Genomic DNA, 15,721 nt, shown 5'->3' on the forward strand with positions numbered 1-15,721 from the left:
ATATTTGGAGCAATGTTCATAACGATTTCAAATGCCTTTAATAATAAATATTTGAGTATGAAAAAGATCCAAATGGTTGATTTACAAAGCCAGTATTATAAAATTAAAAGTGAAGTTGATAATGCCGTTCTCAATGTAATGGATTCTGCCGCTTTTATAAATGGTCCGGAAGTGAAATCCTTTCAAGCCGACCTTGAAAATTATTTGGATGTAAAACATGTGATCCCTTGCGCCAACGGAACAGATGCACTTCAAATTGCATTAATGGCTTTGGATTTACAAGAGGGAGATGAAGTAATTACTGCAGATTTTACTTTTGCTGCTACGGTTGAAGTGATTCATTTATTGAAATTGAAAGCCGTTTTAGTAGATGTCGATTATGATACTTTTACTATTGACACAGAAGCAATCAAAAAGGCAATTACACCAAAAACCAAAGCTATTATCCCTGTTCACCTTTTCGGGCAATGCGGAAATATGGAAGAAATCCTGAAAATTGCCAAAGAACATGATTTTTATGTCGTTGAAGATAATGCGCAAGCCATTGGTGCTGATTTTATTTTCTCAAACGGAACATCAAAGAAATCAGGAACAATGGGAACCATTGGAACTACTTCTTTCTTTCCATCAAAAAATCTTGGTTGCTATGGTGATGGTGGTGCGATTTTTACAAATGACGACGAATTGGCACACAGATTAAGAGGAATCGTAAACCATGGGATGTACGAGCGTTATTACCACGACGAAGTTGGTGTCAACTCCAGATTGGATAGCATTCAGGCAGCGATTTTGAGGAAGAAATTGCCAAATCTTGATTCTTATAATGATGCTAGAAGAAAAGCGGCAGATTATTATGATGAAGCTTTTGCCGAAAATGAGAACATCTTGACGCCTAAAAGGGCAGAAAACTCAACACACGTTTTTCATCAGTATACTTTGAGGATTACCAACGGAAAACGCAATGAATTACAGCAATTTTTAACAGAAAAAGAAATCCCTGCAATGATCTATTATCCAGTGGCGCTTAGAAAACAGAAAGCTTATTACCAGGAAAGTAATCCAGCAGATTTTGTAAATACGGATAAATTACTTGATCAAGTGATTTCTTTACCAATGCACACAGAATTGGATGAAGAACAATTGAAATATATTACAGATTCTGTTTTGGAATTCTTTGAGAAAACTAATAATTCATAACCCATAATTAATTAAATGTCCATACTCGTAACAGGCGGTCTCGGTTATATCGGTTCACACACAGTTGTAGAATTGATCAATCATAATTTTGATGTCATCATTGTAGATGATTTATCAAATTCGGAAAAATTTATCCTTGATAATATTGAGGAGATCACAGGCAAACGTCCTATTTTTTACCCTTTTGATTTAAGAAGAAAAGAATTATTAACGCAAGTTTTCGATGCACATGATATCGAAGGCTGTATCAATTTTGCCGCCTCTAAAGCAGTAGGAGAGAGTATGACAGAGCCTTTGAAATATTATGAGAACAACTTGTTTTCATTGATCAATGTTCTTCAGGAATTCAAAGAAAGGAATATTTCCAATTTCATTTTCAGTTCATCTTGTACGGTTTATGGACAGGCAGACCAAATGCCAATTGATGAAAATACACCTCTGAAAGAAGCCGAATCTTCCTACGGAAAAACCAAACAAATGGGCGAGGATATTCTGAAAGATTTCTCGAGAGCTTATCAAAAAAGAGTATCTTTATTAAGATACTTCAACCCAATAGGTGCGCATCCAACAGCTTTACTAGGAGAATTGCCGGCAGGGATTCCTAATAATCTGGTTCCTTACGTTACACAAACAGCAGCGGGTATCAGAGAAAAATTGAGTATTTGGGGGGATGATTATCCAACGGCGGACGGGACAGCGATCCGTGATTATATCTACGTTGTGGACTTGGCGAAAGCACATGTTGCGGCTCTGCAAAAATTGATTCACTCAGAGGAAGAAACAGTTCTTGATATTTACAATTTGGGAACAGGAAAAGGTTCTTCGGTTCTGGAGGTTGTAAAAGCTTTTGAGTTGGCCAATGATGTGCCGGTTCCTTACCAGATCTGCCCTAGAAGAGAAGGCGATATCACAATTGCTTATGCTAATGCAGACAAAGCCGAAAAAGAACTCAATTGGAAGTCTGAAACTTCCCTGGAAGAAGCGCTCAAAACCACTTGGGAATGGCAGAAATATTTGAAGGACAGAAATAATTAATTATCCCTGACTGAATCTGATGTTAAAGTTTAATTATCTTAGATTTTTCTTCTGAGATTTCTAAGATAATTTTATAAAATCTTAATTCTTTTGCTAAAAACATCTTTAATTTCTTCATTACGGGTTATCATCAATCTTTCGAAGCTTAATAATGAGATTTTTGCGCAGACTTCTGCATCAGCATCTGCACGATGATGATTGAATTTGATCTGATGTTGTTCTGCCAGATTTTTCAAGCCATAACTTTTAAGGTCTTTCCAAGCTTTTTTCGCTACACCAATACTGCACAGATAGTTTATATTTGGTTTGAAAAAACCGTAATGCTCAAGACAGCCTCTCAGAACATTGGCGTCAAAAGCAGCGTTGTGGGCAATCATTAGATTTCCGTACATCAGGTTTTCTATCTCATACCAAACATCAGCAAAAGTGGGGGAATGTTGCACATCTTCCGAGGTAATCCCGTGAACAGCGATGTTGTGATGATTGAAATAAGGAAAAGATGGTGGTTTTATCAGCCAAGATCTGGTTTCTTTGATTTGACCATTTTCTACAATACAAATTCCTAATTCACAGGCGGAATTCTTCTCGTGCGTCGCGGTTTCAAAATCTAAAGCAATAAAATCCATTACTGATCATTTTTTGAGCCCAAGAAATGTTTGAAAATCAACCATCTCGTCTGGTAATAATTATCGATCTGATTTTTTTGTCTCAACTGGATTGATTTTGGTAGTTGCCAATAAAATCCCATATGTGAACGAAAAATCGCCCAAAGATGTGAAAATCCATTTTTGAATCCGAAATAAATTCCGGCAACCCCGTCCAAAGAAAGTCTGGAAAACAGAATGAAAAATACCTTTGATGAAGGAAGATTCTTCAGCATCATCGTTAGATTATTTCTGAAATTTAAGTATGCTTTCTGCGGATTTTGCTTGTTAAGTGTTCCACCACCAACGTGATAGACTTTGGATCTTCCTGTGTAATAGATTTTCCTTCCTGTATTTTTCAGTCTCCAACAAAGGTCGATCTCTTCCTGATGTGCGAAGAATCTTTCGTCAAAACCATCCATACTCCAAAAATCTTGTGAGCGGATAAATAATGAACAACCGGAAGCCCAAAAAATTTCAGTTTCGTCATCGTATTGACCGTTATCAAATTCAATATCGTCAAAGATACGGCCTCTGCAGTAAGGATAACCGAGATTATCAATTAATCCACCGCCGGCGCCAGCAAACTCGAATTTTTCTTTTTGATTGTAATCCAGAATTTTTGGTTGAATTGCTGCGATGTTTTTGTCTTCAGAGAATAATTTTATGATTGGAGAAATCCAGTTTTCTGTTACTTCTACATCAGAATTTAATAAACAATAGATATCTGCGTTAATCGACTTTAATCCTTCATTATAACCCGCGGCAAAACCGGAATTACTTTGATTTTGAATGATTTTGACCGAATGAAAATTATTATTTAAAAATTGAACCGAATCATCTGTAGAAGCATTATCAATAACGAAAATTTCTGCATCAGGAGAATATCTAATTACAGATGGCAAGAATTTTTCCAACCAGTTTTTTCCGTTCCAATTGAGGATTGTGATTGCGACAGTCATTATTCTTCGTAAGTTCTTATGGCATCCTTATATTTCCATCTTCTGTGTGACCAAAGCCAATTATCTGGATTTTTTCTGATTGTGTTCTCCAACAATTTATGGAATTTTTTCACGACCTCGTGTTCTACAAATTTTTCTCCGTCCGGATAAATTCTATGGTAATTCACTTGATAAAATCCACGTTTCACTTTCTTCATTTCGCAATAGATAAAAACCATATCCATTCTAGTTGATAATTTGTCATATCCAATGAAAGCCGGGGTTTTTTGATTCAGGAACTTTAGTCCATAATTAACAGAATGTACATTCGGGGTTTGGTCAGCTACGAACATATAAGCCGAATTTCCGTTATTTTGGTTTCGGAAGATGTGTTTGATGACTTCAGTCGCTTCAAGGGATTTGTTATTAAATCTATTTCTGATTAATTTGATCTTTTCTTCCCAAAATGGGCTGCTCATCTTACGGTAGACAGGATGACAATCTTTCTGGGGTATAAGTGTCGCCAATGCATTGAACCATTCCCAGTTGAAAACATGTCCAGACAGCATTATGATATTTTTGCCCTCGTCCTTGGCCTGTTGGAAAAGATCCTGATTCAAGTGCTGCATTCTTACCCTGGATTCGGTTTCGGAAATTGTAAAACCTTTGAGCATCTCTGCAAGGTAATCGCAGAAGTTGGAGAAGAATTTTTTCGAAATATCCTTGATTTCTTTATCCGATTTTTCAGGGAAAGAATTTCTAAGATTTTCCAAAACTTCTTTCTTTCTGTAGCCTACTATATAATAATTGACAAAGAACATTATATCTGAAAAGAAATATAATATTCTGAGTGGTAATCTGGAAATTAGTAATAATATGCCGAATAAAAATTGATTCAATGTATAATGAATATTGGCAAATATACTGAAAAATGGATGAATTTTTGATTAACTTTGGTCTTTATTAAAATCAATCATAAATAATAATGAGAAAATCTGTTAAGAAATTGTTATTTGTCGGAGGTGTACTTTTATTTTCTCTTACAAATGCTCAAACCACTGAGCTTACCAAAGAACAAATCGAAGCTAAGAAAAAGGCTGCTGCCGAAGAAAAGGCTAAATTACCTAAACCATATCATCCAGAAGCCAACGCAGAATTGGATATCAAAAATGCTGTAAAACTTGCTAAAAAAGAGCATAAAAATGTGGTAATACAGGCTGGGGGGAACTGGTGTATCTGGTGTTTGAGATTCAATAATTATTTGCAGCAAACGCCTGAACTGAAACAAATTGTTGATAATAATTACATCTATTACCATTTGAATTGGTCACCAGAAAATAAAAATGAAAAAATCTTTACAAGTTATGGAAATCCTGGAGAAAAATTTGGTTACCCGGTATTTATAATTCTGGACGAAAATGGAAAACAAATCCATACGCAGGATAGCGCAGTTCTAGAAGAAGGAAGTGGTTATAGCCTTGAAAAAGTAAAAGATTTTTTTAATACCTGGAAACCAAAGAAATCTTAAAAGACAGTTATAATAAAACAAAAAACCACTTCATCTGAAGTGGTTTTTTATTTGAATCTTTATTCGATTAAGCTTCTTCAGAAGAAGTCTCTTCTTCTACTTTTGCCTTAGGTGCAACTGGTTTTGGAGCTTCTACTGGAGCGTCTGAAACGATATCAAACTCGTAGTTGTATTCAACATTTCTGTGAAGTCTTACAACTGCAGAGAATTTACCAGTTCTCTTGATCGTATTACCAGGGATTCTGATATACTTTTTATCAACGCTAACACCAGCTTTTTCCAAAGCAGCAGCAAGGTCAGCATTGTTAATAGAACCGAATAACTTGTCACCAGCACCTACTTTTGCAGGAATAGTAACTGTAGTTTTCTTCAATTGTTCTACAACTGCATTAGCAGCAGCTACCAATTTAGCTTCTTCTTCTTTTCTAGATTCCAAAGTTACTTCTAAAGCAGCTTTGTTTTTAGGGGTTGCTAATAATGCAAAACCTTGAGGAATCAAGAAGTTTCTTGCATAACCTGGTTTTACGTTTACTGTATCAAACTCAAGTCCTAAGTTTTCCACGTCTTTTTTTAGGATAATTTCCATTGTTGTTGTCCTTTTTTAGATATTAGATTTAGACATTAGATATTAGACTTTATTAGTCTGGTTTCTGAAATCTGAAATCTAAATCAAGTTAGAATTAATTAATTTATTCAGCAACAAAAGAAGCAGGCGAGCCTACTTCTTTTATTATTTTTTCTTATTTCAATAAGTCAGCTACGTAAGGCATCAAAGCAAGGTGTCTTGCTCTTTTGATAGCAGCAGATACTTTTCTTTGATATTTAAGAGAAGTTCCAGTGTATCTTCTTGGTAAGATCTTACCTTGTTCGTTTACAAATTGTAAAAGGAAGTCAGCATCTTTGTAATCTACGTGCTTAATTCCAAATTTTTTGAATCTACAATATTTCTTTTCAGATTTTGTATTGATATCAAGTGGAGTAAGAAACTTTACTTCTGATTCACCTCCAGCAGAGGCTTGTTTTGCCATATCATCTATTGCCATTGTTTTAAAATTTTAAAGGTTAATAATTAAGCTTTAGCAGATCTTAGTTTGCTTCTTCTTGTTACTGCATAATCTACAGCGTGCTTGTCAAGTTTAGTCGTTAAGTAACGGATAACTCTCTCATCACGTTTAAAAGCAGTTTCTAGGTCTGCAACTACAGTTCCTTCTCCTTTGAATTCGATAAGGGTATAAAAACCATTCTTTTTCAATTGGATAGGATAAGCCAATTTCTTAAGTCCCCAATTTTCTTTGGCAACGATTTCGCAATTGTTTGAAGTCAATAGGTCTTCAAATTTTTTCACTGCTTCCTCCACCTGGGCATCAGATAGAACGGGAGTTAAAATGAAAACAGTTTCGTAATTGTTCATAATGTTAATTAATTTTAATTAAAAATTCGAGTTGCAAAAGTACAACTTTTTTCTGAACTACAAATATTTCTATAAAAAAATCCCGCCAATTGGCGGGATTTGAAATTATTAGGATCAGTTATTTATTTCTTGATCACTTTGGTTGATGTTGTGCTTCCATCTACCATTGTAGTTGTTACAACATATACACCAGCGCTGAATTTACTTAAATCAATCTGAGATTTAACCTCGTTCAAATCTTTAGTTAGCAATTGTTTTCCGGTAGCATCAAACACTTTCACAGATTGGATTTTTCCTGCAGCCTCAATAGTGAAGATGTCTTTCACTGGGTTTGGATAGGCTTTGATTCCATTTTTAGAAACTTCATTAACTGCTATTAATGTTCCAATGTTTAAAGTATAATCTTCAACTTGTCCAAAAGTAGCTGTGCCACACGGGGTAGTATTGGAAGAAGATGAACTTGTGTCATTTAATCTCACTCTCATGCGAGTTGCTCCTATGGTTGCTCCAGTAGGAATGGTGATTGATCCTGTCCAAGGTGATACTTTCGTAGGAGTTACCAAGACCTGTTCGCCCGCATCGTCAAAATCTTTATCATTATTTAGATCTATCCAAACCGTAACTTGATCAGCGTCATAGGATGTTCCAGTGAATGAGGCCGAGAAGGTGTAGGTCGATCCAACCAGTACATTCCCTACAACAGATGTGAAGTTCTCGTATCCTGCTGTAGCTGTCGAATTGTTATTGATATCTGCAAAGGTAACATTGCTTATTTTTTCCCAATTTGTAGATGTTGCGCCAGCTGTACAATAAGTAGCTGCTGCAGTCGTAAATGAATATACGGAACATCCGGTTGCTGATCCTACTGTGTTCTTAGGAACTACTTTCCAGTAATAGGTAGATGATAGGTCTAAGGAAGCTGCAGTATAGCTTGTTCCTGTTACATTTTGGACAAGAGTTGTGGGATTAGGGTTTTTGTCTAAATATACGTCATAAGATTCTGCCCCAGCAGATTGCGCCCAAGATAATGTTGTGGATGTGAATGCTACATCAATGGCTCCGTTTGTCGGAGATGTTAAAGTGGAGCAGTTTGGAGCGGTAGTTGGTGCAATTGAAGTTGTTACTTTGAAATCATCAACTGCAAAGCCAAACTGATCAGTAGAAGAACATTGTATAGCGATATAGACTTGTTGTCCAGCATAAGCACTCAAGCTAGTTGTAAATTCGTGCCAAGTAATATCCGATGGTGTAGTCTGTACAGCTGATAACGGCGTGAAATCTGCAACAGCAGTACCGGTAGTAGAGATGTAAACCCTGTACTTTTCTGCACCATAATCTGAATCACAACTTTTTGCCCAAAAACTTAACGCACCTCCGTCGGCAGCCAACTGAATCTTTGGAGAAATAAGCCAGTCATTGTTAGAAGCTCCACTTGTGAGATAAAAAGAGGCCATTGTTTTTTGACCTGTTCTGGCTGTCCAATCAGAAGTTTCAGAAGGAGTTAAAACGGGAGTAGTAGTAGTTGAGTTAAACACCTGAAAGGCTTTGCTGGTACCATTTCCATTAGGGAAAGTGATTCCGTTAAATCCTCCGGAAGGACTGTTGTCTACATCAAGTAAAGTCCAGCTGCCAACATTTGAAATTGCAAAGTCGGTATAACTTTCAAAACTGTCTTGAAATACAACATACTGTGCATTTACAGTGTTTGTTGTTGATAAGCCTGCTAAGGCCAGCAAAGAAAATAGAATTTTTTTCATAAAATTAATTTTTTAAATTCTCTCAAATTTAGTTAAATTATTTTGAAATAACCAAGTATTTTCTGATAAAATTATTGAATATCCACTTGTTTTATATTTTTGTTAAATTATAATTTGTTTAAATAATTACTTATCAATGCTGAATTTTTATAAAAATTTCTTTATTGATCGAGTGTTTCAGGATTTTTGCGAAAATTTTACATAAAAAATTAAAATTATATTTTACTGCCAGATCATTTTAAAAATATGAAAATCAAGATAATAATAATTTAAATAATCAAAGTTTCCGGATTATGAAGGCGGATAATGTTTGCTCCTTTTTCTAATAGCTTGCGATGTAGGTCTAATGTTTCTCTTTCAACTTCGTTCGGTTGTTTTCCAAGAGGCTTGTAGATGAATGATTTTTTTGAAATCCCAGCCAGAATTGGCAATTTGCCAAATCCAATATATTCAAGATCGTCAATCATTTGATATTGGTCTTCAATGGTTTTCCCGAATCCAAATCCTGGGTCGAGAATGATATCTTTGATTCCTTTTTGCCTTAAAAGATCAACTTTCTCTGAGAAAAATCGATTGACAGAAAGAATAATATCATCAAATTTGATTTTATCGTGCATCGATCCATAAGTCGGATTATTATGCATCAATATATAAGGTAAACCCGTTTTTGAAACCGTATCTAATAATTCAGAATCAAATTGACCTGCAGAAATATCATTCACAATATCAATTCCTTCATCAAAACCAAACTTCACAACATCCGAATAAAATGTATCGAGGGAAATCAAACTTTCAGGAAATTCTTTTTTGATTAATGAAATGATATTTCCGATTCTTTTGATTTCTTCATCTGCTTCAAGAAACTCAGCATTTGGACGAGTCGACTGCGCACCAATATCAATGATTGCTGCGCCGTTTTTCAATAATTTTCCAGCTTGTTGCAAGGCTGACCTTTCATTATTGAATTTACCTCCGTCAGAAAAGGAATCCGGGGTTAGATTTAAGATTCCCATTAGTTTTGGCTTTGATAGATCGATCAATCTGCCGTTGCGATTGATTAAGGAAAACTTAGAGTTGGTTTTAGAAAAGTCCATATCACAAAAATAAAATTTAGTTGTGAGTTATTATGTATTGGGCCTAAGTTATTTTTATAGATTCAAAAACTGATAACCGTCAACTTTTAACTTTCAACTAAATTTGTATCTTTGAACCAATAGACAGATTTATGCACAATACATCCGCCCAGTTTGACGACGTTATTAAGGCTTGTAGAGACCTTTTTCAAAAGAAAATGAAAGATTATGGAACCGCTTGGCGCGTTCTTCGCCCAAGTTCTATCACAGATCAGATCTATATCAAAGTCAATAGAATCAGGACGTTACAAATGACGGATGTAAAAATGGTGGACGAAAGCGAAGAAGACGAGTTCATTGCGATTATCAATTACTCGATTATTGGATTGATCCAGTTGGAAAAAGGTTTTTCTGATGAACTGAATGCCGATCCGGAAGAAATCATCGATCTTTACGATTCTTACGCTCAAAAAGCAAAAGAATTGATGGAACGCAAAAATCATGATTACGGCGAAGCTTGGAGAGATATGAGAATTTCTTCTATTACGGATTTGATTTATCAAAAGGTTCTTAGAACCAAGCAAATAGAAGATAATCAGGGAGAAACTTTGGTATCCGAAGGTTTGGATGCGAACTATTTTGATATGCTGAATTATGCTGTTTTTTGTCTGATTAAATTCAAAAATTAATATAAACACAATAAAACTATGCGCACAATTTTACGATATATTGTCTCAATAATATTTATTGCTTCCGGATTTGTAAAAGCTGTAGACTTGAAGGGATTTTCTTTCAAACTGGAAGAGTACTTTTCACCAGTTGTTTTCAATTTATCATTTTTGGAAAAATATGCTTTGGCATTTTCAATTATCGTGGTTGTTTTGGAGTTGGTCTTAGGATTTATGTTATTGATGAAAATCAAGCTTAAACAAACAATTTATGCATTGATCGCGCTTTGTGTTTTCTTTGGTTTTCTGACATTTTATTCTGCTTATTACAATGTAGTAACAGATTGTGGATGCTTCGGAGATGCCTTGAAATTCACACCTTGGCAATCGTTCTGGAAAGATATTACACTTTTAGTTTTATTATTGATTCTGGCTGTTCTTTATAGAAAAAGGGAAGAAGATGAGAAAGTGAGATTTGGGAAATTACCATTGTTAGGCGTTTTTGTCTTAGTAATGATTTTCGTGATGTACAGAGGAATTGCTCATGAACCGATGATTGATTTCAGAGCTTATGCTATCGGAACAGATTTAGCCTCAGAAAAGCAGAAAATTGCACAAAATCCTTCAGAATATAAGACGTTTTACTCACTTAAAAATTCCAAAACTGGCGAAGTGAAAAAAGTAGACCAGGACGAATATATCAACAAAGAATATTGGAAAGACACCAATTGGCAAATCGAAGACGGAAAAACAACTTCCGAAATCTCCAAAAAAGGTTACGAATCTGAAATCTCCAAATTCAAGATTGAAGATGTTAATGGTAATCCTATCACGGATGAGATCTTGAAAGAGCCAAGGGTTATTATCATTTTTACTTACAAACCAAAAGAAGCTGATGCAGAATTGGTTAAAAAAACGGAAACCAAAGCTTTATCAGAAAAAGCTAAAGTTTACGGTACCAGTACACAACCTGATTTTTACAGGCAAATCCCCAATTATATGATGGATGAAATTGCTATCAAAACCATTGCGAGAAGCAATCCTTTTGTTTTAGTTTTGGAAAAAGGAAAAATCGTGGAGAAATTAGGAGCTAAAGATTACTTAGAAAAAGAATAATTTATATAATGAGAAAATCAAATAAACCAATTGCTGGATATCATTTACTAATGATTTTATCAGCTGTGGACGGAATTATAAAACCAGAAGAAGGACTTAAAGTTCGTGAATATATGGCTGAGGAATTTCCATTTCGTTTGAACCTGGACGACGAATTAGAGATCATTGCACAACTTACAGCTGACCAATGGCAAGAACATTTTGAATTCCACGCAAAATGCTTCGAGGAAGATTCTACAGAAGCTGAAAGGAAAGACTTCATCCAATTCGCAAAATCATTGATCAAAGCTGATAATGAGGTAACAGATGAAGAACATCAATTTTATATATTACTAAAAAATATTTGGAAATTAAATTAAAATATAATGAGAAAGAACATTGTTGCAGGAAACTGGAAAATGAACAAAACCTATGCTGAAGCTCAGGAATTGATGGCTCAGCTTTTAGAATACAAAAAAAATAATACAACCAACTGTGAGGTTTATATCGCCCCCCCGGCTTTGTATCTCACAACCGCTAAAGAAGTCTTCAAAAATGGTGAAGTAGGGGTTTTCTCTCAAGACGTTTCCGAATATGCAAGTGGTGCTTACACAGGAGAGATCTCTGTCGATATGTTAGCTTCTATAGCTGCTGACGGAAGTTTGGTTTCTCACTCAGAAAGAAGAACTTTTCACGGAGAGACCGACAGCCACGCAAACAGAAAAGTAAAAGCGCTTTTGGACAAAGGTTTAACACCGATCTATTGCAACGGCGAGAAGTTGGAGGAAAGAAAAGCGGGAAGACATTTCGAGGTCGTTAAAAACCAAACAGAAACTGCTCTTTTCACTTTATCTGCCGAAGAGATCAAAAAAGTCGTGATTGCTTATGAACCAGTTTGGGCAATCGGAACAGGCGAAACGGCGACTGCGGAACAAGCGCAGGAAGTTCACGCCTACATCAGAAGCCTGATCGCTGACAAATATGGTAAAGAGGTTGCTGACGAAGTTTCTATCCTTTACGGAGGAAGCGTGAAGCCGGATAATGCCAAAGAGATCTTCTCTCAACCCGATGTTGACGGAGGCTTGATTGGAGGTGCTGCGCTTAAAATCGAAGATTTCTCAAAGATTATCGAAGGATTCAATTCTTAAAATAAATTTCACACAAAAACAAACCTTGTCATAGTTTAGATCTTTGGCAAGGTTTGTTTTGTAGTTATCGTTTTATTGACAATAATAACTTTTGTTTAATTTTTTTAAGTTTTCAACAATATTTTCTGTGTAAATTAGTTTGCTATTTATTCGGACATATAATGTTGAAACTATTTTATTTTTGTCTCTTTATTTTCTGCTTTGTGAAAATCGCGGCACAAAATAATTTTAGTTTTTCCAATGATAATTATAGTGGGATCAACTCTGTTGTTCTTTCTCCTACACAAGCTTTCTTTAATACAAATCCCTGGGATGTCAATCTGATATCAGCTGATATCTTTCTACAAAATAATTACGCTTACATTTCAAAACAGAACGTTTTAGGCTTATTGAATGCTGAAATTCAAATTGCGAATCCAAAGAAGAACATAAAAGGTGAGAACCAATCTAATGTTTTCGATTTTTATAACAAAGAAAGGGCTGATCTTCTGATGAATTATGATGCCATGGGACCATCCTTTTCTATAACCACAATTATAAAAGAAAAAAAATATGTATTTGGATTATTCAGCCGCATGAGAGCGCAAGGTGCGGTTCTGAAACTGGATAATTATTTCCGCTTTGGGAACGAGATGGTCCCGCAGCCTTCGGATTATAAAATGAATCCATTCTCATCTGCAACCATGAGCTGGAATGAGGTTGGATTGAATGCTGCGACTGAGATTTTTCCTTACTCTGATAAACATTGGATTTTGGGTATCAATCTAAAATATGAAATGGGTCTGGACGCCGCCAATATCATCAGTCATAAGGATATAGATCTATCAGCCAGTGAGCCGGCACCTACAGAAGATCCTGATTATAAGAATATCTATGCCTCTAATTACGATATTTCGTTGAATTATATTACCAATTATGACTTTGAGAACGATAGATATGAATACAAGCAGAACGGGTCAGGGCTGGGATTGGATATAGGAATCACGATGATGGATAAAGACAAACGGGAGGATGAATATAATTCTAAATTCTCCTTGAATATTTTGGACATCGGTTCTGTGAATTTCAGACAGGGGATCAATCATTCTTTCAAAAATGGAAAAACCGTATGGTTACAAAATAATCCGGTTTTCAAAGATGAGGATTTTACGACCCCAGAAGACTATCTTAGAAAAATAAGTCAAGAAGCCTATGGCGATGAAAATGCTTCTTTTGTGGGAAATGGATTCCGGATCGGTTTACCTACGAGTATCAATGCTAATTACAGCCAAAGGGTCAAAGAGAATCATTTCATCAATTTCAATTGGATCCAGAGGATTCCTTTTTTCAAGAATTCTGTCAGGCGCAACAATATGGTCAACGCCAATTATTCGGTTCAGAAAGAAGCGTTTGGTTATGGAGTTTCCACATCATTGTCAGAATATAAACATCTTTATTTCGGTGGTTATTTGCGTTTGGGACCTTTGATATTGGGAAGTGAAAATCTTTTTCCGGTGTTTTTCAAACATAAACATCTTCATGCCGCAGCATTTTATCTGGCAATTAAATTCTATCCGTTTTGGGATAATGAGCTTAAACGACACAGAAGGGAAAAGTGTGATTGTGAAAAATAGAGTATTAGAGCTTTGTAATTTTTCTAAATTGATTAGAAATTAATTCATCTGAATCAGAATAATTGATGAAATACTCGGTTTGCCAGAGTTTTGTTTTTTCAGCCTGCTTGTTATTTGGGAAATGCCAATCTGCATAAATTCTAAAACCCCTTTTACCAGTTTTTTGTTCGCTGGAAATTAAATTTTCTTTTTCTAGAATAACTTTCGGAAACAAGAAAAACCCAGAGTTTTCGCTTTCTTCAATAGAAATTATGTAAAAAGCGAAATCATCATTAACATCAAAGGGAACCGTTTTTCCGTATAAATCTCTTTTCCAAAAGGTCACAAATTGACCAACCTTCTTCGGTGTCAGTTTTGACTTTCTGAATTTATAATTGGTTTGATTAATTTTAAAATTAAAACCAGAATATTCCTCACATTCCAAATCTGGAGTGATTTCTGAAAGTTGAAGATTTAATTCTTTTAAAATTAAATCATTTAAATGTTGTAGTTCAATGTTCATTGATCTATTTAAGTAAATGAAAAATCGCCGTCTCCATCTGTAAAACTGAAATCGAAGTCTTGTCCTAATTTTTCTTTGAAACCTTTATGGATAAGATATTCTCTTTCCAATGGTCTTTTGTAGATAGCTTTGGGAAGATCATTAATTGAATGATTAAGATGATCATCATAAAGCGTCATCATTTTCACTTTATACTTCCTGATGATCTTTGGTAAGATCTCTGAAATAATTTTAGAATTTCCAAAATAATAAAGCATCTTCAAATGACCGTTTCTCACGGAACAAAACATTGCGGAAACAACATGTTGATTTTCATAAACTGTAACCCAAAACATTTCGTAATCTTTGGAATAAGATGAAAAAAGATAATTAGGCTCTTCTTTTTCCTGTGAAAGCCAAGGGAAATTCAACATCCATTGGAAATCTTCCGAGCTTCTCGCAATTGGATTTTTAGTTTGATCAGAAATGAATTTGCTTAGATGATCATCAATAGATCTTGAGATCTTATATATGTGATTTTTTCCTTTTCCTAGATAAGGAATAAAAATATTGATAAAATTATCAAAACGTTTCAGCCAGGTTTTGTTCTTTAGAAAAATATTATTTTTAGAAGGTAAAAGCTCTGCCAAATTGGATTTGTAATAATACCGAACAGCTTTTTTAGGACTTAGGTCTTCAAACATTCCGATCTTTCTGTATAATCTTTCTGCACTTGGTGTAAACTCGGTGATCATAAGATTTTTGTTATAAGATTCCTCCGCTGCATAAAGTAATTTTTGAGCAATTTGTTTACCCCGGAATTTTTCACTGACGAATAATGTAGACAACCATCCAAAATGAACTTTACGACCATTTCTATCAGTTACATCATCGGGCAACATTCCCAAATATCCGGCAAGACAATCGTTTTCATAGGCCAAAAAAAGTAAATTATCTTCAGATTTTGCTCGTGGATTATGGATATGAGAAATCTCTCTTAGTTCTGAAATTGGGGCAAATTCAAAGTTTCGAAATGCTTCGGTTTTTGTAAAACCCTTTAACTGGTTTTTATTTAATCCAACGATTTTTATCACCTATCATTAATTTTTAACAAATATAAGAAACACTTT

General features: G+C 35.0%; 18 protein-coding genes. 8 read left to right on the plus strand and 10 right to left on the minus strand.

Translation table 11 applies throughout. From position 1 onward, the window contains the following. Window positions 1-57 precede the first annotated feature (57 nt). Complete coding sequence (locus BLT30_RS12165) at window positions 58-1,197, plus strand: DegT/DnrJ/EryC1/StrS family aminotransferase (RefSeq protein WP_089874332.1); 1,140 nt, start codon at window positions 58-60, stop codon at window positions 1,195-1,197. A 15-nt stretch (window positions 1,198-1,212) separates the two neighbouring features. Continuing rightward, entirely contained in the window at window positions 1,213-2,232 is a 1,020-nt protein-coding gene (gene galE / locus BLT30_RS12170; RefSeq protein ID WP_089873831.1) for a UDP-glucose 4-epimerase GalE, read from the plus strand. 71 nt (window positions 2,233-2,303) lie between these two features. Here the strand turns inward: galE and BLT30_RS12175 are convergent, their stop codons facing one another. From BLT30_RS12175 to BLT30_RS12185, 3 genes are read right to left on the minus strand one after another with little or no spacing between them, the layout of a single operon-like run. Further along, on the minus strand, window positions 2,304-2,858 hold the full coding sequence (locus tag BLT30_RS12175) for a 3'-5' exonuclease (RefSeq protein ID WP_089873832.1): 555 nt from the start codon (window positions 2,856-2,858) through the stop codon (window positions 2,304-2,306). Continuing rightward, a complete protein-coding gene (locus BLT30_RS12180) occupies window positions 2,858-3,838 on the minus strand; it encodes a glycosyltransferase family 2 protein (protein WP_089873833.1) in 981 nt (326 codons plus the stop codon). The genes BLT30_RS12175 and BLT30_RS12180 overlap by 1 nt, the downstream gene beginning before the upstream one ends. After that, window positions 3,838-4,716: a lysophospholipid acyltransferase family protein gene (locus BLT30_RS12185; RefSeq protein WP_089873834.1), complete on the minus strand. Its 879-nt coding sequence runs from the start codon at window positions 4,714-4,716 to the stop codon at window positions 3,838-3,840. Before BLT30_RS12185 ends, BLT30_RS12180 begins: the two co-directional genes overlap by 1 nt. Window positions 4,717-4,802: 86 nt before the next feature. Between BLT30_RS12185 and BLT30_RS12190 the strand changes: the two genes are divergently transcribed. Further along, the gene (locus BLT30_RS12190; protein ID WP_089873835.1) at window positions 4,803-5,345 is read left to right on the plus strand and encodes a thioredoxin family protein; all 543 of its coding nucleotides are present in this window, start codon (window positions 4,803-4,805) and stop codon (window positions 5,343-5,345) included. A 67-nt stretch (window positions 5,346-5,412) separates the two neighbouring features. Here the strand turns inward: BLT30_RS12190 and rplI are convergent, their stop codons facing one another. The 5 genes from rplI to folP all read right to left on the minus strand — a co-directional run bounded on the left by rplI (window position 5,413) and on the right by folP (window position 9,607). Continuing rightward, window positions 5,413-5,931: a 50S ribosomal protein L9 gene (rplI, locus tag BLT30_RS12195; protein ID WP_089873836.1), complete on the minus strand. Its 519-nt coding sequence runs from the start codon at window positions 5,929-5,931 to the stop codon at window positions 5,413-5,415. Between the two features lie 154 nt (window positions 5,932-6,085). Next, window positions 6,086-6,388 carry a 30S ribosomal protein S18 gene (gene rpsR, locus BLT30_RS12200; RefSeq protein ID WP_027382072.1) on the minus strand — a complete coding sequence of 101 codons (303 nt, stop codon included), beginning with the start codon at window positions 6,386-6,388 and terminating at the stop codon, window positions 6,086-6,088. Between the two features lie 26 nt (window positions 6,389-6,414). After that, complete coding sequence (gene rpsF / locus BLT30_RS12205) at window positions 6,415-6,756, minus strand: 30S ribosomal protein S6 (protein WP_089873837.1); 342 nt, start codon at window positions 6,754-6,756, stop codon at window positions 6,415-6,417. Between the two features lie 122 nt (window positions 6,757-6,878). Further along, the gene (locus tag BLT30_RS12210) at window positions 6,879-8,513 is read right to left on the minus strand and encodes a T9SS type A sorting domain-containing protein (protein ID WP_089873838.1); all 1,635 of its coding nucleotides are present in this window, start codon (window positions 8,511-8,513) and stop codon (window positions 6,879-6,881) included. Window positions 8,514-8,782: 269 nt separating this feature from the next. Further along, entirely contained in the window at window positions 8,783-9,607 is an 825-nt protein-coding gene (gene folP, locus BLT30_RS12215) for a dihydropteroate synthase (protein ID WP_245707175.1), read from the minus strand. 131 nt (window positions 9,608-9,738) lie between these two features. Between folP and BLT30_RS12220 the strand changes: the two genes are divergently transcribed. The 5 genes from BLT30_RS12220 to BLT30_RS12240 all read left to right on the plus strand — a co-directional run bounded on the left by BLT30_RS12220 (window position 9,739) and on the right by BLT30_RS12240 (window position 14,110). Beyond that, complete coding sequence (locus BLT30_RS12220) at window positions 9,739-10,275, plus strand: DUF1599 domain-containing protein (RefSeq protein WP_089873839.1); 537 nt, start codon at window positions 9,739-9,741, stop codon at window positions 10,273-10,275. A gap of 18 nt (window positions 10,276-10,293) precedes the next feature. Next, a complete protein-coding gene (locus tag BLT30_RS12225) occupies window positions 10,294-11,370 on the plus strand; it encodes a BT_3928 family protein (protein ID WP_089873840.1) in 1,077 nt (358 codons plus the stop codon). An 8-nt stretch (window positions 11,371-11,378) separates the two neighbouring features. After that, complete coding sequence (locus BLT30_RS12230; RefSeq protein ID WP_089873841.1) at window positions 11,379-11,729, plus strand: tellurite resistance TerB family protein; 351 nt, start codon at window positions 11,379-11,381, stop codon at window positions 11,727-11,729. A gap of 6 nt (window positions 11,730-11,735) precedes the next feature. Further along, complete coding sequence (gene tpiA / locus BLT30_RS12235) at window positions 11,736-12,497, plus strand: triose-phosphate isomerase (protein ID WP_089873842.1); 762 nt, start codon at window positions 11,736-11,738, stop codon at window positions 12,495-12,497. Between the two features lie 203 nt (window positions 12,498-12,700). Continuing rightward, entirely contained in the window at window positions 12,701-14,110 is a 1,410-nt protein-coding gene (locus BLT30_RS12240; RefSeq protein ID WP_139166653.1) for a hypothetical protein, read from the plus strand. Window positions 14,111-14,114: 4 nt separating this feature from the next. Here the strand turns inward: BLT30_RS12240 and BLT30_RS12245 are convergent, their stop codons facing one another. Beyond that, complete coding sequence (locus BLT30_RS12245) at window positions 14,115-14,612, minus strand: MepB family protein (protein WP_089873844.1); 498 nt, start codon at window positions 14,610-14,612, stop codon at window positions 14,115-14,117. A gap of 8 nt (window positions 14,613-14,620) precedes the next feature. Then, complete coding sequence (locus tag BLT30_RS12250; RefSeq protein WP_089873845.1) at window positions 14,621-15,685, minus strand: GNAT family N-acetyltransferase; 1,065 nt, start codon at window positions 15,683-15,685, stop codon at window positions 14,621-14,623. Window positions 15,686-15,721: the final 36 nt, after the last annotated feature.

This window comes from Epilithonimonas hungarica (assembly GCF_900102265.1).
In the GTDB taxonomy this organism is placed as follows: domain Bacteria; phylum Bacteroidota; class Bacteroidia; order Flavobacteriales; family Weeksellaceae; genus Epilithonimonas; species Epilithonimonas hungarica.

What these genes read in the sequence shown, in the direction of transcription:
- BLT30_RS12225 (WP_089873840.1), top strand. Translation starts at nt 10,294, where the DNA reads ATGCGCACAATTTTACGATATATTGTCTCAATAATATTTATTGCTTCC.
- rpsR (WP_027382072.1), bottom strand. Translation starts at nt 6,388, where the DNA reads ATGGCAATAGATGATATGGCAAAACAAGCCTCTGCTGGAGGTGAATCA.
- rplI (WP_089873836.1), bottom strand. Translation starts at nt 5,931, where the DNA reads ATGGAAATTATCCTAAAAAAAGACGTGGAAAACTTAGGACTTGAGTTT.
- BLT30_RS12230 (WP_089873841.1), top strand. Translation starts at nt 11,379, where the DNA reads ATGAGAAAATCAAATAAACCAATTGCTGGATATCATTTACTAATGATT.
- BLT30_RS12175 (WP_089873832.1), bottom strand. Translation starts at nt 2,858, where the DNA reads ATGGATTTTATTGCTTTAGATTTTGAAACCGCGACGCACGAGAAGAAT.
- tpiA (WP_089873842.1), top strand. Translation starts at nt 11,736, where the DNA reads ATGAGAAAGAACATTGTTGCAGGAAACTGGAAAATGAACAAAACCTAT.
- rpsF (WP_089873837.1), bottom strand. Translation starts at nt 6,756, where the DNA reads ATGAACAATTACGAAACTGTTTTCATTTTAACTCCCGTTCTATCTGAT.
- BLT30_RS12220 (WP_089873839.1), top strand. Translation starts at nt 9,739, where the DNA reads ATGCACAATACATCCGCCCAGTTTGACGACGTTATTAAGGCTTGTAGA.
- BLT30_RS12180 (WP_089873833.1), bottom strand. Translation starts at nt 3,838, where the DNA reads ATGACTGTCGCAATCACAATCCTCAATTGGAACGGAAAAAACTGGTTG.
- BLT30_RS12165 (WP_089874332.1), top strand. Translation starts at nt 58, where the DNA reads ATGAAAAAGATCCAAATGGTTGATTTACAAAGCCAGTATTATAAAATT.
- BLT30_RS12190 (WP_089873835.1), top strand. Translation starts at nt 4,803, where the DNA reads ATGAGAAAATCTGTTAAGAAATTGTTATTTGTCGGAGGTGTACTTTTA.
- BLT30_RS12210 (WP_089873838.1), bottom strand. Translation starts at nt 8,513, where the DNA reads ATGAAAAAAATTCTATTTTCTTTGCTGGCCTTAGCAGGCTTATCAACA.
- folP (WP_245707175.1), bottom strand. Translation starts at nt 9,607, where the DNA reads ATGGACTTTTCTAAAACCAACTCTAAGTTTTCCTTAATCAATCGCAAC.
- galE (WP_089873831.1), top strand. Translation starts at nt 1,213, where the DNA reads ATGTCCATACTCGTAACAGGCGGTCTCGGTTATATCGGTTCACACACA.
- BLT30_RS12245 (WP_089873844.1), bottom strand. Translation starts at nt 14,612, where the DNA reads ATGAACATTGAACTACAACATTTAAATGATTTAATTTTAAAAGAATTA.